Here is a 15,703-nt window from a genome sequence, read left to right on the forward strand (position 1 = left end):
TTGTCCGCAATACAGGACAAATGTCGCCGGGAGGCGACGCTAAAAGGATAAGAGGGCACCATCGTCAACATGGACGTGGCGCACAACTCCGGCATGAAGCTCGCGCTCATGAGCTTCGACGCGGGCACGGGCCTCGACGAGCACTCCGCGCCGGGCGAGGCGCTCGTCTTCGCACTGGACGGCGAGGGCGTCATCGGCTACGAGGGCGAGGAGCACGTGATCCACACGGGAGAGAACTTCAAGTTCGACAAGAACGGCCGCCACTTCGTGCGCGCGGACAAGCGCTTCAAGATGGCGCTGCTCCTGACGCTGGAGCAAGGCGAGAAGAGCGCGCCGCCCGGGTCCGCGGACCGCGCCTCCACGGCCATCGCCTATCATGGGTCGTTGGAAATCTGCAGCCGCCCGCGCCTGGCACGTTCCGGCGCGGGCGGCCTCACGAAGATGGAGGAGCGCACCACATGGAGACCTTTGACGAGCTCTACTACACCGACCCCTATGCGCGCGAGTTCGACGCGCACGTCACGTCGTGCACGCCCACGGACGACGGCTTTGCGATCGAGCTCGACCGCACCGCGTTCTATCCCACCGGCGGCGGCCAGCCCGGCGACCGCGGCACGATAGCCCTCGCGGACGCCGCGGAGGCCGAGCCTGGGTCCGACGCCGACCCCGCGGCCGGGCCCACCCTCGCCCACGTGCGCGAGGCCGTCCCCGGCGCGGAGCCCGGCCAGGTGGTCCACCTCGCGGACGCGCCGCTGCCCGTGGGTGCCGCCGTCCACGGCACGCTCGACTGGACGTGGCGCCGCGACAACATGGAGGCCCACACCGGCGAGCACATCGTGTCCGGCATCGTGCACAAGCTCTACGGCTACAACAACGTCGGCTTCCACATGGGCGAGAAGTGCATCGAGGTCGACTTCGACGGCGTCCTCACGCCCGAGCAGGCGCTCGACGTGGAGCGCCGCGCCAACGCCGCCGTGCGAGACAACGTGAAGGTGGAGGCGCTTCTCCCCTCGCCCGCGGAGCTCGAGGCGATGGACTACCGCAGCAAGAAGGACCACGAGGGCCAGATCCGCGTGGTCGTGATCGACGGCGTGGACTCCTGCGCCTGCTGCGGCACGCACGTCTCCACGTCCGGCCAGGTCGGCCTCATCAAGATCCTGCGCATCGGCACCAAAAAGAAGAAGACCCGCCTCGAGCTGCTGTGCGGCCGCCGCGCGCTCGAGCTCTGCGAGGAGCGCATGGACCAGCTGCGCGACGTGAGCAACTTCCTCTCCGTCGCGGACGAGGAGGTGCCCGAGGCGGTGCGTCGCCTCTCGGGCGAGAAGGACGAGCTCAAGCACCAGCTCAAGGCAGCCAACCGCAAGGCCATCGACCAGGAGGTCGCGTCGACCCCGCGCCAGGACGGCGCCCTCGTGAGCTACCGCGACGCGGCAGACATGGACGAGCTCCGCTACCTCTGCGAGCGGGTGGTCGAGAAGGGCGTGGCGCCCGTGGTCGCGGCGCTGTCCCCCATGGAGGGCTCGGACGGCCGCATCAACTTTGCAATTTCCAGCGCCGAGCTCGACCTGCGCCCCGTCTGCAAGGGGCTGAACAGGCGCCTCGACGGGCGCGGCGGCGGCAAGCCGAACATGGTCCAGGGCAGCTGGGCCACCACGCGCGGTCAGGCGGAGGCCGCGCTCAAGGAGCTGCTGGCCTAGCGCTCGTCCGCCGGGAAGGTCACGCCCGCAGACCTGCGCGCCTGCGTCTGCACCTTGCTCACCACGAGCCCCAGCTCGTCCATCTTCTGGCACTGCTCCAGGCCGTACTGGCCGCCCTCCGCAAAGCCGCGAAGCGCCTCGAACTCCGCACGGTACTGGTCCTGCTCCGGGGGCAGGTACTTCTCCACCGTGCCGTCGTTGAGGTGCAGCTCCACGGTGCACAGCGCGTTGGGCTTGCCGTCCATGCGGATGTAGCCCTCCGTTCCCTGCACGATGCCGTAGCTGGGGGCGCCGCAGTCCTTTGCCGCGATCGCGGTCGCCTTGAAGTCGCCGTAGTCCAGCAGCGTCACGCCCGAGGTGTCGATCCCACGCTCGACGTTGGCCAGGTAGGTCACGTCCTTGGGTTCGCCAAACAGGCGGCACAGCCAGGACAGGCAATAGTGGCCCAGGTCCATGAGCGCGCCGCCGGAGTGCGCCGGGTCAAACGCCGGCGCGATGTCGCCGCGCTTGAAGCGGTCGTAGCGGCTGGAGTACTGGCTGTAGTTGACCACGGCCATCTTGACCGTGCCCACGCGCGGCAGCCACTCCATCGCCTTGAGCATGTTGGGCTGGTAGAGCGTGGTCGTCGCGTCAAACAGGAGGAGGCCCCTCTCGCGCGCGAGCCCCACCAGGCGGCGCGCCTCGTCGTAGTTGGAGCACATGGGCTTCTCCAGGATCACGCTGCGCCCGGCCTCGAGCGCGCGCGTGGCGTAGTCGTAGTGCAGGTCGTTGGGAATCCCCAGGTAGACGGCGTCGACCTTGTCCGACGCCAGCACGGCGTCGTAGTCGCAGCTCGCGAGCGCGCCCACCTGCGAGGCCAGCGCCTCCGCCTTCGCGAGCGAGCGCGGCGTCGATACCACGTACGTCACGTCGTACCCCCACGCCGCGAGCTTCGGCGTCACGAGCTTGCCGATGAACCCCGTACCAACAGCAGCGACCCTCATGCGATCCTCCAAGCCTCGAAGTGTACGGGGCGATTCTATTACGCATCCGTCCCGGCCGCATACGCACTTTTCGGCAGAGGCGGCCGATCTTCTCCCCGGCAAACGGGCATATACACTGGCGAGAAGAACAACCGTCACACAAGGGGGAGCCATGGAGCTTTTGGACGCACTCAACCAGCGCAAATCCGTTCGCAGCTACACGGGGGAGCCGGCGAGCGCGCAACAGATGGACGCGATCCTCGCCGCCGCGAGCGAGGCGCCCGTCGGCATGGGCCGCTACGACAGCCTGCACCTCACCGTCGTGAGCGACCCCAAGCTGCTCGCCGCGATCGACGCCGCGGCGGCCAGGCTCTTTGGCGACCCCAGCTCGCACCCGCTCTACGGCGCGCCCACCCTTGTGGTTGTCTCCAGCAACGCGGAGGGCAACGTGGCCAGCGCGAACGTCGCCGCCGTCATCCAGAACATGTCGCTCGCAGCCGTGGACCAGGGCGTGGGCAGCTGCTACATCTACGGCGCCACGCGCGCCCTGGCGCAGGACCCCAAGCTCGTGGCCGCGCTCGACCTTCCGGATGGCTTTGTGCCGGTGGGCTCCATCGCGCTGGGCCTCACGGACCAGAAGTACGCGCCGCGCGTGCTCGATTCCAAGCACCACATCGCGAGCAACGTCGTGGCGTAGGCGACTGCAAAAAGTTGCAATCAGAGGCAACAATAGGTGCGAAAAAGTTGCACTTTGCTTTGCAAACCAGTGCCAAAAAGCTGCATTGTCGCCTACGGAGCACTTGTTAAACGTAACAAATATTTCTATAATATGGTTATACGATAATATTTGTTTTTGTTAAGGACATAGCTCATGGCCGGACGTACCCCCATACCCGTCTCGCACGCGATGCGTGCCATATCCTCCAACCTCGACCTCGCACGGCGCCAGCAGCGAATCACCGTCGAGCTGCTCGCAAACCGTGCAAACCTCAGCGTTCCCACGGTGAGGAAGATGCTCAACGAGGGGTCCGGCTCGTTCGAGAACTTCCTGCGCATAGCCCGACTGCTGGGCTTCCTCGACGGCGTCGTCGAGGCCACGGACCCGCTTCGGACCGGCATTGGCCGCATCCGCGCCGAGGAAGACGTGCCCAAACGCGTGAGGCTGAGCTGACGGAATACCTGGTCGCAACCCCTCCAGCGCAACGCAAATGCGGCGGTCGCCCTCCTCGGGCTGCCGCCGCACTCAAGTTTGCGTCTTAATCCGTACGGGACGCCCTCGCGAGCCGCTGTCGCCTACCAGCTCAGCAGCTCGTAGCCCGTGTCCGTCACGACCAGCTGGACCTCCCACTGGGCGGAGTCGCTGCCGTCGGCCGTGCGCACGATCCAGCCGTTCTCGCGGTCGATGGTGATGTCGTGCTTGCCGGCATTGACCATGGGCTCGATGGTGAAGCACATGCCCGGCATGAGGATGGGGCCGGTGCCTGCCTCGGTCGTGAAGCCCACGAACGGGTCCTCGTGGAACTCGACGCCGATGCCGTGGCCGCCGTACTCCTCCACGACGCTGTAGCCCGCGTCCTGGCACACCTTGTTCACGGCAGCGCCCACGTCGCCCAGGTGGCCCCAGGGCTTGACGGCGGCGAGTCCCGCCTTGACGGAGTCGTGGCACACGTCAACCAGGCGCTTGCGCTCGGGACTCACCTCGCCGATGCAGAACATGCGGCTGGAGTCCGAGAAGTACCCGCCCTTGATCGTGGACATGTCGACGTTGATGATGTCGCCGTCCTTGAGGACGTCCTCCTTGTTGGGGAAGCCGTGGCAGACCACGTCGTTGATGGAGGTGCATACGCTGTACGGATAGCCCTCGAAGTTGAGGTCGGCCGAGACCGCGTCGTGCGCGCCCAGGTACTCCTCCACCCACTCGTTGATGTCCATGGTGGTGGTGCCGGCGCAGATGCGCTCGCCCACCAGGTCGAGCACGCCCATGTTGACCGCGGCGGAGGCCTTTATGCCCTCGATGTCCTTGGCGGTCTTGATGAGCGAGCGGGGCAGGACCTCCTCGCCGTCGTGGTAGAGCTGGTCGAGCCTGTCGTCCTCGGCGGCGTGGCACTTCTTGTACTTCCTGCCGCTGCCACACCAGCAGGGATCGTTGCGTCCGGGAACCGGAAGCTTGTCATACATGAGGAGTCTCCTTATAAGGCCAATCGTCTTTCTCATCCACCTTAGCGCTTGGGCGCGGCTACTGCTCGCGGAACACGATCCTGCCCGTGGCGGGGTCCATCGAGTCCACAATTGCGAGGGACTCGAGGTGGTAGCCGCGCTTGCGCAGGCTCTTGCCGCCCGGCTGGAAGCCCTTCTCCACCGCGATGCCGATGCCCGTCACGCTGACGCCGGCGTCCTCGCAGATCTTGAGCAGGCCGTTGAGGGCGCAGCCATTGGCGAGAAAATCGTCGATTATGAGCACGTGCTCCCCCGGGGTCAGGAAGCGCTTCGCCACGATCACCTGGTAGTCGCGGCCGTAGGTGTACGAGTGAATCTGCGTGCGGTACTGCGAGCCGTCGAGGTTGACGGACTCGGTCTTGCGCGCAAAGACCACGGGCACGTTGCCAAAGTGGCGGGCGGCCACGCAGGCGATGCCGATGCCGGAGGCCTCGATCGTGAGGATCTTGTCCACGGGCTCGCCCGCAAAGAGGCGCGCCCACTCGGCACCCATGTGGTCGTACAGCTGCGTGTCGCAGCGATGGTTGAGGAAGCTGTCCACCTTGAGCACGTCACCCTCGCGGACGATGCCCTCGCTCAGTATGCGATCCTCGAGCTCCTTCATGCGCGCACCCCGTTCCCTCGTGGCAGCAGCCGTGCCACACGTCGCCTTTTGCGCCTAACAGGATAGCAGCTGCGACCGCGGGCGGACGCAGGTCCGGGCGCGCTCGCAAAGTCAGCTCAAGCGGGTGGGCTATCATCTGTCTTACGGCCGCGCCCGCGCGGCGCATCATCTTACGCGACGTTGGGAGGCGCACGTGGCAGGTTCGGACAGGGTGTTTGGCATGCGCTTTGGCAAGGTGTGGCAGTGCCTGGTCAACAAGGCCGTCCGCAAGGGCCGCAGCGCCGACGAGGTGTTTGCCGTGGCGGAGTGGATGACGGGCTACACGCGCGACGGGCTCGAGGCGCTTGCCGCGGGCGACGCGACCTACGGCGACTTCCTGCGCGACGCCCCGCACATGAACCCCGACCGCCTCAAGGTGACGGGCAGCGTCTGCGGCATCCGCGTGCAGGACATTGAGGACCCGATGACGCGAGACATGCGCATCCTGGACAAGCTGGTGGACGAGCTCGCCCACGGCAAGCCAATGGAGAAGATCCTGCGCTCCTAGCCGCGACAGGCCCATGGGGGCGGGCACGACCAGCCACGGCGGCGCGTTCTTCTCGCCCGCGGCACGTCCGAATGGGCGGTTTGTTACGAATATATTCCTATTGGATTGCTGGGATTTACAAGCGACTAGAATCGGCGTTGCCGTTTTTATTTTAAGTTTGGAGGAAACGATGGAGCGCAACCGCACCGGCATCCGCACTGCCAACCTCGACCGCAGGGGCTTCGTGGGCCTCATGGCGCTGGGGACCATGGGCATGATGGGCATGCTCGCGGGTTGTGGAAGCGGTTCTGGTAGCGACGCGAGCGGCAGCTCGTCCAGCTCCAAGAAGTCATCCAAGGCGCTGGCCGGGCAGAAGCTCACCTTTGTGGGCGACGACGCCTTTGCCCCCTACCGCTACGTCAAGACCGTGGGCGGCAAGAAGAAGGTCGTCGGCCTCGACATCGCGATTGCGGACGAGATGGCCAAGCGCCTGGGCTTCACCTACGAGTTCGAGGCGCAGGAGTTCTCCGCGACGCTGGCGTCGGTCCAGTCGAGCAAGACCTCGTTCACGATGGCGATGTCCTCGAACACGGAGCGCGAGAAGACCTTCGACTTCACGCGCGGCTACTACGAGCCGCTGGTGGGCGTGCTCACCAAGGGCGGCACAGCCATCACCAAGGTGTCCGAGCTCAAGGGCAAGAGCATCGCCTGTACCACCGGCACCGTCCAGAACAAGTTCATCGAGGCCGTGCTGCCGGACGGCGACATCCACACCTACGACGGCGGCAGCCAGTGCCTGCAGGAGGTCCTCGCCGGCCGCATCGACGCGTACCTGTGCGACGGCGCGGAGGGCCAGTCCATGGCGGACGCCAACAAGGGCCTGGTGCTGGGCCTGCTCGCCCGCAAGGAGACGCAGGACTACGTGGGCGTCTACCGCGTGATGGCCACCAAGGGCGCCAGCTTTGTCTCCGCCTTCGACAAGTGCATCGGCGAGATGCTGAAGGACGGCACGATCGACAAGTACATCGGCAAGTACGTGGGCAAGGACTTCGAGTGGGGCGACGACACGAGCGCCGCCGGCACGGCCACCAAGGGCGTAAACTAGGGCGACCGCACACCCCCGAGCGAGCACGGAGCCATGGACCTGAACTTCTCGATAATCCAACCGTATGCGTCACTGTTCTGGAGCGGCCTCGCCGTCACCCTCGAGGTGACGGGGGCCGCCCTGGTTCTTGCGTTTGCCTTGGGCTTCGTGATCGCCGTGCTCAAGGTGATCGACTGCAGGCCTCTCAGGCTCGTGCTCGACTTCTACACGTCGCTCTTCCGCGGCATCCCGCTCATCGTGCTGCTGTTTATTGCATACTTTGCGACGCCGCAGCTGACGGGCTACAAGATATCGATGTTCACGGCGAGCGTCCTGACGCTGGGGCTCAATGGGTCCGCCACCGTCTCCGAGACGGTGCGCGGCGGCATCCAGGGCGTGAGCCAGGGGCAGTACGACGCCGCCCGCTCGCTCGGCATGCGCTACGTGCCCATGATGGTGCACGTGATCATCCCGCAGGCGCTGCTGTCCGTGGCGCCGTCGCTCGTGAACGAGGTGATCACGGTGCTCAAGAGCTCGAGCCTGGTGGCCACGATCGGCCTCGCGGACATGATGCGCGCCGCCGAGAGCGTGCAGGCGCTCACGTACCGCGCCTTCGAGCCGTTTGTGCTGGTGGCGGCCATCTACTACGTGATCGTGATGGCCCTGGTGGTCGTGGGCAAGCGCGTGGAGCGCCACGTGCGCCGCATGCAGTCCGGCGCCTAGGCGCGACCAATGCTTGGACGACTGCCGGTCGCGCTATCCTTGGTGGGCAGTAAGGCACGACGGAGGGGAGCCGCATGGACAAGGGACGCATGGAGGCCTTCAGCGATGGCGTGATTGCCATCATCATCACGATCATGGTGCTGGGGATCGAGGCACCCGAGGGGGCGTCGCTGCGGGACCTGCTGGGGCTGCTGCCCGCCGTCGCGGCATACTTCGTGAGCTTTGTGGGCGTGGGCACCTACTGGAACAACCACCATCACCTGCTCAAGCTCGTGCGCCACGTCGACGGGCGCATGCTGTGGGCCAATCTTGCGTTTCTCTTTGTGCTGTCGTTCTTCCCGCTCGCGACCGACTGGATGCAGAAGACGCACTTTGCCGCCCTTCCCACCACGTGCTACGTCGTGCTCAACATGCTCGTGTCGCTCACGTACATGAACCTCGAGCGCGTCATCCGTCACGCCATGGGCCGAGACTGTGGCGCTACTCCCAAGGAGGAACTCGCGCGACGCGCGGTGGTGGAGAAGCGCTCGCTCCTGAAGGAGCGGCTCACCCTTGGGTTCGAGCTCCTCGCGCTCGTGCTGGCGCTGACGCTGCCCAAGTCGCACCTTGCCCTCGTGGCGCTGATCGTCGCGTTTGGCTTCTGGATCGTACCTGATCTGCGCATCGTGCGCCTGCTCGACTTCCTGGCGGAGGACGACTCCGAGCAGCCTGGGGAGTAGGTGCGGGCAAGCCTAAGACGGCACCCAAGCAAAGGCTCGCGTTAGACATAGGAAAGTTAACCGAAAGTGGCTCGGTGTATCATGCCCCTCACCCATTGGCCAGGTGGAGAGGGGTGCGGCATGGTACGCGACGCGATGGACTTTGACAGCATCACGATCACGGACGACCTGATGTTTGGGACGGTGTTCCAGGACCCGGAGCTTTGCCGGGGACTGATCGAGATGATCCTAGGAATCGAGGTGCGAGAGCTCGAGTTTGTGCAGCGTCAGGCTTGGCTTGACGCGGGCCCGCTCTCGCGCGCGGGCATAGTCGACCTGTTGGTACGGGACGCCGACGGCAACGAGTACGACATCGAGATGCAGAACGTCGCCACGCCGGACATCGTCTTCCGCGCACGGAGATACTTGTCGCTTGTCGACCTGAGCATGCTCGACCGCGGCCAGCGCTTTGAGGAGGCAGGTGGCGCGGTGGTTATCTTCATCTGCGCAAACGACCCGTTTGGTGACGGGTGGAAGCGCTACGAATACCCCAGACGATGCAGCGAGACTGGTCGCCCGCTCGGTGACCGGACCAACATCGTGTTCGTGAACGCGAAGGGGACCAAGGGCGAGCTCGGTGACGGATTCGACGCGTTTCTCCAATACCTTTCGAACGATACTGTCATCAGGAGTGATTACGTCAGGCGCGTGAACGACGCGGTCCAAACCTACCGCGACGATCCCCAGTGGAGGAGGTTCAGGATGATCTGGTCCGAGAAGTACCGCGACGAGATTGCCGACGCCATGCAAGCCGGACGAGAGGAAGGCGAGCGTCGGGGTCGTCAGGAGGGCCGTGAGGAGGGCCTCGAAGAGGGGCGCGATGAGGGTGTTAAAAGGCGTGACGCCCAGCTGGCTAGACTCGCCCATGAGCTGGATTCGAGAGGTAGGACTGCTGAGTTCATGTCTGCCCTGGGGGACGGAGAGAAGCTCGACCACCTACTAGACGAGTTTGGAATAAGGTGACCGCCTCCCAGCGATTGGGGGGCGTCTAATCATCCATGCCAGGACGGCGCCTTAGGCGCTTGACCTTGGCATGCCTGCTCTTCTCGTCCAGACGGCGGCGCACGGACGCACGCGTCGGCTTGGTGGCGTGCCGCTTCTTGGGCCTTCTTGCACGCCGGGACAGCTCGGCACGAATCTTCTTCAGGCACAGCTCGCGATTTTGCAGCTGGCTGCGGGACTCCCTGCTCACCACGGTGATGCCCGTGGGGACGTGGCACATGCGCACCGCGGAGTCCGCCGTGTTGACGCCCTGGCCTCCGGGACCGGACGCGTGGAAGGCCTCCGCGCGGCACTGCCGCACGAGCTCGCCATCCGGAAGGCGAGAAAAGCGAGCGTAGTCGGCATATGTCAGCTTCTTGTCCATGCGTCCACCTTACGCCTACGCGAGCGGCCAGTCGAGCGCGAGGCCCGATGGCTGCCGGCTACCTTGGCGGGAGCTCGTCCACATGCGGCTCGACGAGGTCACGAAGGCTCGCGCAATCATCCAGGTAGCCAGGTGCATGGGCCTCGAGCACCCCAATCAGACTCCGCAGGTCAAACTGGGAGAGCCAGCGCGCCTCGTCGAGCGTCGCCCTGAGCCACGCCTCGACCGCGTCAATCCCGGCAAGCCTGTGGGCTTCAAATCCATGCGGAACGTACGTCAGCTCGGCAGGCACCAGATGCGCGGAGAAGTGCGTGTCATACCGGCTCAGAACGTCATGCACGCTCGCCATGGTCTCCACGAGCGCTCGGTTGGGAATCCGTGGCATGGCAAGCGCGACCTCGCCCCAGAGCTCGCCCGTCGCCCTGGCACGCTCGTCCAGCGCACGGCGGCGCGACTCGTATGCGCCGACGGCGTCCGAGCGCGCAAGCACGCATACTGCCGCGGGGTCGTCCAACGAGTCCGCGCCCAGCACGTACAGCATGGATTCTGCCAGCCGCGCTAGCTCGGCGGCGGAGACGGAGCTTGCCTCGCCCGCGGTGTAGAGCCGCACCAGATGTCGCAGCACCATCGCGGCGCCGCGTCGTGCACGCCCCACGTCCGCGTGACCCGTGACACCGCCCGTCGGGCCCACGCCACTTGGAGTCTGGCCCTCCCCCAGCGCGCTCACAGCAGGTCCTCCGCGGGACGCGCGTCATGGAGGCTCGCCCAGGGGTCCTGCCCCCACGGGTCGTCCCCGTCGGTCGCGGGCAGCACGTCCTCCGCACGGACTCCCCAGAGCGCGTCGGCATCGCCCCCAGACTCGTCAAACGCCTCGCGCAGCGCCCACGCCAGCTCGGCATCCGGAATGGCAGCGTCCACGGCGTCGCGCAGCTCCAGGAACGCCTCCTGCACCGCAGACAGCTGCTCGGCCAGTCGGGGCCGCTCGAGGTAGGGCGAGTCGGCAAACGCCTCCGCGATCAGAGGCAGCGGCCCTGGCCCCAGCTCCACGCGGCCAAGCTCCGCCAGCCGCTCGCGCCCGATCGAATCCAGCTCGCACAGCTCCTCGTCCCGGAGGGCGAGCCCGCGGCGTCCCAGGCTCTCCCGCACGAGCCGCGTCTCTTCTCCCCCGTCCGTCCTCAGAAGCGAAAGCGCGTCAACCTTTGGCAATCCCAGTCCCCGTTCCCCGTTAGCCACCTGCAGCGATTCGCGTACTGGGAAGATTTTCGCGTATGGAATTTCTGATTTGTAGACTTTATTTTTCCGCCCGCTTGCCCCGCTCGCAGATGGGCCGCCAAAGCCGGGGTAATCGTTGGCAAGCGGGGCGTACCATAGGGCGAAATCGACGGTCGGGAGGACCCATGTCTGGCTCAAAGTACGTCTGCCCCTGCAAGCACGTGACGGAGGAAGACATCCGCAAGGCGATAGCCAATGGCGCAACCAGCCTCAAGCAGGTGCGCAAGGCGACGGGCGCCGGCACCAAGTGCGGCAAGTGCAAGCCAGCCGTAAAGAAGCTGGTCAAGCAGCTGCTCGCAGAGCAGGCGGCGGCTATGGAGCAGGAGGCTGCGACCGATCAGGCAGCCGCGGGCAAGCTGGCGCCCACGGTCTCGGGCGCCGCGTCCCTCTCGCCCAAGGCGACGCCCGCCGCCGACGGAGAAGGGCGCGAGGTCCTTCGCGGCCGCGTCTACCGGCACTTCAAGGGGGACTACTACCTGGTGGAGGACGTCGCGCGCCACTCGGAGACCGGCGAGGAGCTCGTCATCTACCGCAAGCTGTACGGCGACGGGTCGCTCTGGGCACGGCCGAGGGAGCTGTTCCTCTCGCCCGTAGACCGCAAGAAGTACCCCGACGCCACGCAGCGCTGGCGCTTCGAGCTGCAGGAGATCGAAAGCGTGGCCGGCCACTAGTGCCGGGACGCATACGGAAGGAAACGCACATGAAGGTAATCATGGTGAACGGAAGCCCCCACCGCAACGGCTGCACGGCGCGGGCGCTGCGCGAGGTCGCGGGACCGCTCGAGGCGGCCGGCATCGAGGTCGAGGACTTCTGGATCGGCAGCCGGGAGCTGGGCGGCTGCAAGGCATGCGGCTACTGCGAGACGGCAGGCAAGTGCGTGATGAACGACAAGGTGAACGAGTTCTGCGCGCTCGCGGACCACGCGGACGGCTTCGTGTTTGGCTCGCCCGTGTACTACGCCTCCATCGCGGGGCAGATGCGCTCGTTCCTGGACCGCGTGTTCTACTCGTCCGACGGGTCGGGCCGCTTCTACATGAAGCCCGCCGCCGGCATATCCAACTCGCGCCGCGCGGGCTGCGTGACCACGTACGACCAGTTCAACAAGTACTTTGGCATCAGCAACATGCTCATCGTGTCCGGAACCTACTGGAACGAGACCCACGGCTTCACGCCCGAGGACGTGGAGAAGGACGTGGAGGGCCTGCGCTGCATGCGCGCCATCGGCCAGAACATGGCGTATGTGCTGAGGGCGAGGGAGGCCGCGGCCGCGGCGGGCGTGCTTCCGCCCGAGCCGCTGCACGGCCCCCTCACCAACTTCATGGACGGAAAGTAGGCTGGCAAAGAAGTGCGGGCGCACGCGGCCGAGGGCCGCATGCAGACGCGGGGGCGCCCCAAGGGACGTCCCCGCGTTCTTCTCCCCAGGCGATGGCGCCGGGGCATGTGTCGTTGCGCCTACCCTATGAGCACCTGCGCCACGAGCAGCGCCGCGTTGAGCGCGATGGTGGCCACGAGCAGCGGGTTAACCCACTTGAGCCAGCGGCTGAACGGCACGTCGACCATGGCGAGCGACGCCAGGATGAGGCCCGTGGGCGTGATGTACGAGATGAGGCCCTGGCCGTAGTTGTACGCCGCGATGATGGCCGCGCGCGAGACGCCCACCGCATCGCCCAGCGGCGCCATGATGGGGATGGACAGGACGGCGAGGCCGGAGGACGAGTTGATGAAGAAGCCCAGGATGATGTAGACCACGAGCATCACCAGGATGAAGAGGATGGGGCTCATGCCGGTGACCGCGCCCGAGAAGAAGTGCAGGATCGTGTCGGAGATGAAGCCGTTCTCGAGCAGGATGTTGACCGCGCGAGCCACGCCGACGACGAGGGCGACGCTCATGAGGTCGCCGCAGCCGCCGATGTACTTGTCGAAGAAGACCTCCTCCTCGAGCCCGGAGGTAAACGCAAGCGCGATGGAGCAGGCGAGAAAGACGGCGGTCATGTAGTCGAACCACCACTGGTACGCGACGATGCCGTACACCAGCACCACGAAGGAGATGCCAAAGACCGCGAGCGAGACCTTCATGTGGCCGGTGAACTCGATCTGGTTGCCCTGCTGGCCCCAGCGCTCCTCGATCTTCTGCTTCATGTCATAGCAGACGGACTTGGAGGGGTCGAGGCGCACCCGGTGCGCGTAGACCATGATGTAGGCCACGGCCATGACCGTGCCGATGGCGAGCGAGATGAAGCGCCAGTTCATGCCCTCGGACATGGCGATGCCGGCGGCCTTGGTCGCGACGCCCGTCGCGAAGGGGTTGACGGTGGAGTACATGGTGCCGACGGATGCCCCCACAAAGATGACGGCGATGCAGGTCATGGCGTCGTAGCCGGCCGCGATGAACACGGGCATGAGGATGGGGTAGAGCGCGATCGTCTCTTCTCCCAGGCCAAAGGTGGTGCCGCCGACGACCATCAGGAGCGAAAGTATGATGATGAGCAGGTACTCGCGACCGCGCGTCACGCGCGAGAGCGCCGCCACGGCCGCGTTGAGCGCGCCCATGTAGTTGAGCACGCCGATGCAGCCGCCCAGCAGGAACACGAAGAGGATGATGTCGATCGTGTCGTACACGCCCTTGATGGGCGCGAGCAGGAACTCGACCACGCCCTGCGGCGCCTGCGCCACGCGCTTGTACGTGCCCGGGATCGCGATGGGCTTCGAGATGGAGCCGTTGGTGAAGTTCTTGAGCTTGCCCGAGACGCCCAGCTTGTCGAGGGTGGCCTGCGTGGGCGGCATGAGGCGCGTGCTGTCGTCCGGGTTGGTGATGACGAACTTGTCCTGCGTGGCGTCGTAGGTGAGCTTTGCGTACTTGCCCGCGGGGATGACGTACGTGAGCGCCGCGGCAAACAGCATCACGATGAAGAGCACGGTTATGGCCGTTGGGAAGTGCAGCTTGTGGCGCTTCTTGGGCGTTGGTGCGTCCGCCGTCTCGGCGGCAAGGTCCTCAGACACGATCGGTTTCCTTTCTGATGGTTGGTGACGCGCCGGGCGAGAAGTTCTTCTCCCCTTTTGCGCACGGCTCTGCCAGGCCGGGCACGTGCCCGGCCAAAACTTGCGCTTTGCTTGCGATTGGGTTAGGGGTTGCGGCTGGCCGCTACGCCGTGGCGTAGACGCCCACGAGCTCGACCACGACCCGCGTGGCGGCGTCGATTCCCTCGACGGTCGCGTGCTCGTAGGGGCCGTGGTAGCCCTCGCCGCCGGTGCCGAGGTTGGGGCACGGCAGCCCTCGGAACGACAGCTGGCAGCCGTCGGTGCCGCCGCGGATCGGCGTGACGCTGGGTGTGACGCCGGCGCGCTCGCAGGCGGTCTTGGCGTTGTCTATCGTGTACATGCAGCCCTCGATTACGCTAACCATGTTCTGGTACTCGTCCTTGATCGTGAGGGTGACGGTCCCCTCGCCCCAGCGCTCGTTGAGGACCTTGGCGATGTGGCGCAGCGTCTGCTTGCGGCACTCGAACGAGGCCGCGTCGAAGTCGCGCACGATGTAGGACATGCCGCCCGCGCACTCGTCCCCGTGGATCTCGAGCAGGTGGTAGAAGCCCTCGTAGCCCTCCGTGTAGCGCGGCGCCTCCAGGCCGGGGAGCATGTTGTTGATGTCGCAGCACAGCTGCATGGCGTTGACCATGATGCCCTTGGCGGAGCCCGGGTGCACGCTCACGCCCCTGACCTCGAAGTCCGCCTCGCACGCGTTGAAGTTCTGGTACTGGATCTCGCCCTCGGCGTCGCCGTCCAGCGTGTAGGCCACGTCCGCGTCGAAGCGCTCCACGTCGAAGTTGTCGACGCCGGTGCCGATCTCCTCGTCCGGCGTGAAGGCGACGCGCAGCGGACCGTGCGGCGCGCCGCTCGCGATGATGCGCTCGAGCGCGGTCATGATCTCCGCGATGCCGGCCTTGTCATCCACGCCCAGGATCGTCGTGCCGTCGGACGTGAGGAGCGTGCGTCCCTTGAGCTCCGCGAGCCGCGGGAAGTCGTGCACGGTGAGCGTGCGGCCGCTCGTGCCCAGGGCAAGGTCGCAACCGTCGTAGTTTTTATGAAGCACGGGCGTGATCGTGCCGTCGCAGAACTGCGAGACGGTGTCCATGTGCGCGATGAGCCCCAGCTTCCTGGCACCCTCGAGCCCCTCCGTCGCCGGCAGTTTTGCGTAGACAAAGCACTTCTCGTCCACGGCGACGTCCTTTACGCCCATGCCGCGGAGCTCGTCCGCAAGCAGGTTCGCGAGCTCGAACTCGTCCCTCGAGCTCGGGCATTCCGTGTCGTTTCCCTCGTCGCTGGGCGTCTTGACCTCGATGTAGTGCAGCAGCCTGTCGATGGCCTCCATCGGGAAGCTCCCCTCTCACAAACCGGCGAGGGACGCATCCAAGCGGACGTGACCCTCGCCCCATTGCTCGTAACATTTTGGAAATATAAGACTTTGCACCGTAAGAACGCAAGCAAATCCGCAAGAGG

19 protein-coding genes are annotated in these 15,703 nt (G+C 65.8%); 11 read left to right on the forward strand and 8 right to left on the reverse strand.

What is annotated here, in order from left to right:
- Positions 1-69: 69 nt before the first annotated feature.
- Both ACI38Z_RS05820 and ACI38Z_RS05825 read left to right on the forward strand, forming a co-directional pair.
- Entirely contained in the window at positions 70-621 is a 552-nt protein-coding gene (locus ACI38Z_RS05820) for a cupin domain-containing protein (RefSeq protein WP_439789249.1), read from the forward strand.
- Positions 622-1,031: 410 nt separating this feature from the next.
- Positions 1,032-1,697, forward strand: a complete 666-nt coding sequence (locus ACI38Z_RS05825; protein ID WP_439789298.1) for a DHHA1 domain-containing protein — start codon at positions 1,032-1,034, stop codon at positions 1,695-1,697.
- Here the strand turns inward: ACI38Z_RS05825 and ACI38Z_RS05830 are convergent.
- On the reverse strand, positions 1,694-2,680 hold the full coding sequence (locus ACI38Z_RS05830) for a Gfo/Idh/MocA family protein (protein ID WP_439789250.1): 987 nt from the start codon (positions 2,678-2,680) through the stop codon (positions 1,694-1,696). The two genes, ACI38Z_RS05825 and ACI38Z_RS05830, sit on opposite strands and share 4 nt — an antisense overlap.
- 151 nt (positions 2,681-2,831) lie before the next feature.
- Here ACI38Z_RS05830 and ACI38Z_RS05835 point away from each other — a divergent pair, with 151 nt between their 5' ends.
- Together ACI38Z_RS05835 and ACI38Z_RS05840 are read left to right on the forward strand one after the other, a co-directional pair.
- On the forward strand, positions 2,832-3,356 hold the full coding sequence (locus tag ACI38Z_RS05835; protein ID WP_439789251.1) for a nitroreductase family protein: 525 nt from the start codon (positions 2,832-2,834) through the stop codon (positions 3,354-3,356).
- A gap of 174 nt (positions 3,357-3,530) precedes the next feature.
- Positions 3,531-3,830, forward strand: a complete 300-nt coding sequence (locus ACI38Z_RS05840; RefSeq protein ID WP_439789252.1) for a transcriptional regulator — start codon at positions 3,531-3,533, stop codon at positions 3,828-3,830.
- Between the two features lie 122 nt (positions 3,831-3,952).
- Here ACI38Z_RS05840 and ACI38Z_RS05845 read toward each other — a convergent pair whose 3' ends face one another.
- Together ACI38Z_RS05845 and ACI38Z_RS05850 are read right to left on the reverse strand one after the other, a co-directional pair.
- A complete protein-coding gene (locus ACI38Z_RS05845; RefSeq protein WP_439789253.1) occupies positions 3,953-4,837 on the reverse strand; it encodes a methionyl aminopeptidase in 885 nt (294 codons plus the stop codon).
- A gap of 58 nt (positions 4,838-4,895) precedes the next feature.
- Positions 4,896-5,480, reverse strand: a complete 585-nt coding sequence (locus tag ACI38Z_RS05850) for a xanthine phosphoribosyltransferase (RefSeq protein WP_439789254.1) — start codon at positions 5,478-5,480, stop codon at positions 4,896-4,898.
- 193 nt (positions 5,481-5,673) lie between these two features.
- Here ACI38Z_RS05850 and ACI38Z_RS05855 point away from each other — a divergent pair, with 193 nt between their 5' ends.
- The 5 genes from ACI38Z_RS05855 (at position 5,674) to ACI38Z_RS05875 (ending at position 9,534) form a co-directional block, all read left to right on the forward strand.
- Positions 5,674-6,027, forward strand: coding sequence for a DUF2200 domain-containing protein (locus ACI38Z_RS05855; protein WP_439789255.1), 354 nt, complete (start codon positions 5,674-5,676; stop codon positions 6,025-6,027).
- A 169-nt stretch (positions 6,028-6,196) separates the two neighbouring features.
- Positions 6,197-7,111: a substrate-binding periplasmic protein gene (locus ACI38Z_RS05860; RefSeq protein ID WP_439789256.1), complete on the forward strand. Its 915-nt coding sequence runs from the start codon at positions 6,197-6,199 to the stop codon at positions 7,109-7,111.
- 33 nt (positions 7,112-7,144) lie between these two features.
- A complete protein-coding gene (locus ACI38Z_RS05865) occupies positions 7,145-7,813 on the forward strand; it encodes an amino acid ABC transporter permease (RefSeq protein ID WP_439789257.1) in 669 nt (222 codons plus the stop codon).
- A gap of 74 nt (positions 7,814-7,887) precedes the next feature.
- Entirely contained in the window at positions 7,888-8,532 is a 645-nt protein-coding gene (locus ACI38Z_RS05870; RefSeq protein ID WP_439789258.1) for a TMEM175 family protein, read from the forward strand.
- Positions 8,533-8,652: 120 nt separating this feature from the next.
- On the forward strand, positions 8,653-9,534 hold the full coding sequence (locus ACI38Z_RS05875; RefSeq protein ID WP_439789259.1) for an Rpn family recombination-promoting nuclease/putative transposase: 882 nt from the start codon (positions 8,653-8,655) through the stop codon (positions 9,532-9,534).
- A 25-nt stretch (positions 9,535-9,559) separates the two neighbouring features.
- Here ACI38Z_RS05875 and ACI38Z_RS05880 read toward each other — a convergent pair whose 3' ends face one another.
- From ACI38Z_RS05880 to ACI38Z_RS05890, 3 genes are read right to left on the reverse strand one after another with little or no spacing between them, the layout of a single operon-like run.
- Entirely contained in the window at positions 9,560-9,937 is a 378-nt protein-coding gene (locus ACI38Z_RS05880) for a peptide chain release factor-like protein (RefSeq protein ID WP_439789260.1), read from the reverse strand.
- A gap of 58 nt (positions 9,938-9,995) precedes the next feature.
- Positions 9,996-10,664, reverse strand: coding sequence for a DUF6179 domain-containing protein (locus ACI38Z_RS05885; protein ID WP_439789261.1), 669 nt, complete (start codon positions 10,662-10,664; stop codon positions 9,996-9,998).
- Positions 10,661-11,143 carry a DUF6323 family protein gene (locus ACI38Z_RS05890; RefSeq protein ID WP_439789262.1) on the reverse strand — a complete coding sequence of 161 codons (483 nt, stop codon included), beginning with the start codon at positions 11,141-11,143 and terminating at the stop codon, positions 10,661-10,663. Before ACI38Z_RS05890 ends, ACI38Z_RS05885 begins: the two co-directional genes overlap by 4 nt.
- Before the next feature lie 191 nt (positions 11,144-11,334).
- On the opposite strand from ACI38Z_RS05890, the gene ACI38Z_RS05895 reads away from it, so the two are divergent.
- Together ACI38Z_RS05895 and ACI38Z_RS05900 are read left to right on the forward strand one after the other, a co-directional pair.
- Positions 11,335-11,880, forward strand: coding sequence for a DUF1653 domain-containing protein (locus ACI38Z_RS05895; RefSeq protein ID WP_439789263.1), 546 nt, complete (start codon positions 11,335-11,337; stop codon positions 11,878-11,880).
- 29 nt (positions 11,881-11,909) lie between these two features.
- Positions 11,910-12,542 (forward strand): flavodoxin family protein, encoded by a 633-nt coding sequence (locus tag ACI38Z_RS05900; RefSeq protein ID WP_439789264.1) that lies wholly within the window; start codon positions 11,910-11,912, stop codon positions 12,540-12,542.
- A 119-nt stretch (positions 12,543-12,661) separates the two neighbouring features.
- Here ACI38Z_RS05900 and ACI38Z_RS05905 read toward each other — a convergent pair whose 3' ends face one another.
- Positions 12,662-14,209: a YfcC family protein gene (locus tag ACI38Z_RS05905; RefSeq protein WP_439789265.1), complete on the reverse strand. Its 1,548-nt coding sequence runs from the start codon at positions 14,207-14,209 to the stop codon at positions 12,662-12,664.
- Between the two features lie 142 nt (positions 14,210-14,351).
- Complete coding sequence (gene pepT, locus ACI38Z_RS05910; protein WP_439789266.1) at positions 14,352-15,575, reverse strand: peptidase T; 1,224 nt, start codon at positions 15,573-15,575, stop codon at positions 14,352-14,354.
- Between the last annotated feature and the right edge of the window lie 128 nt (positions 15,576-15,703).

The sequence above is a fragment of the Parafannyhessea sp. genome, from assembly GCF_051876455.1.
Lineage (GTDB): Bacteria > Actinomycetota > Coriobacteriia > Coriobacteriales > Atopobiaceae > Parafannyhessea.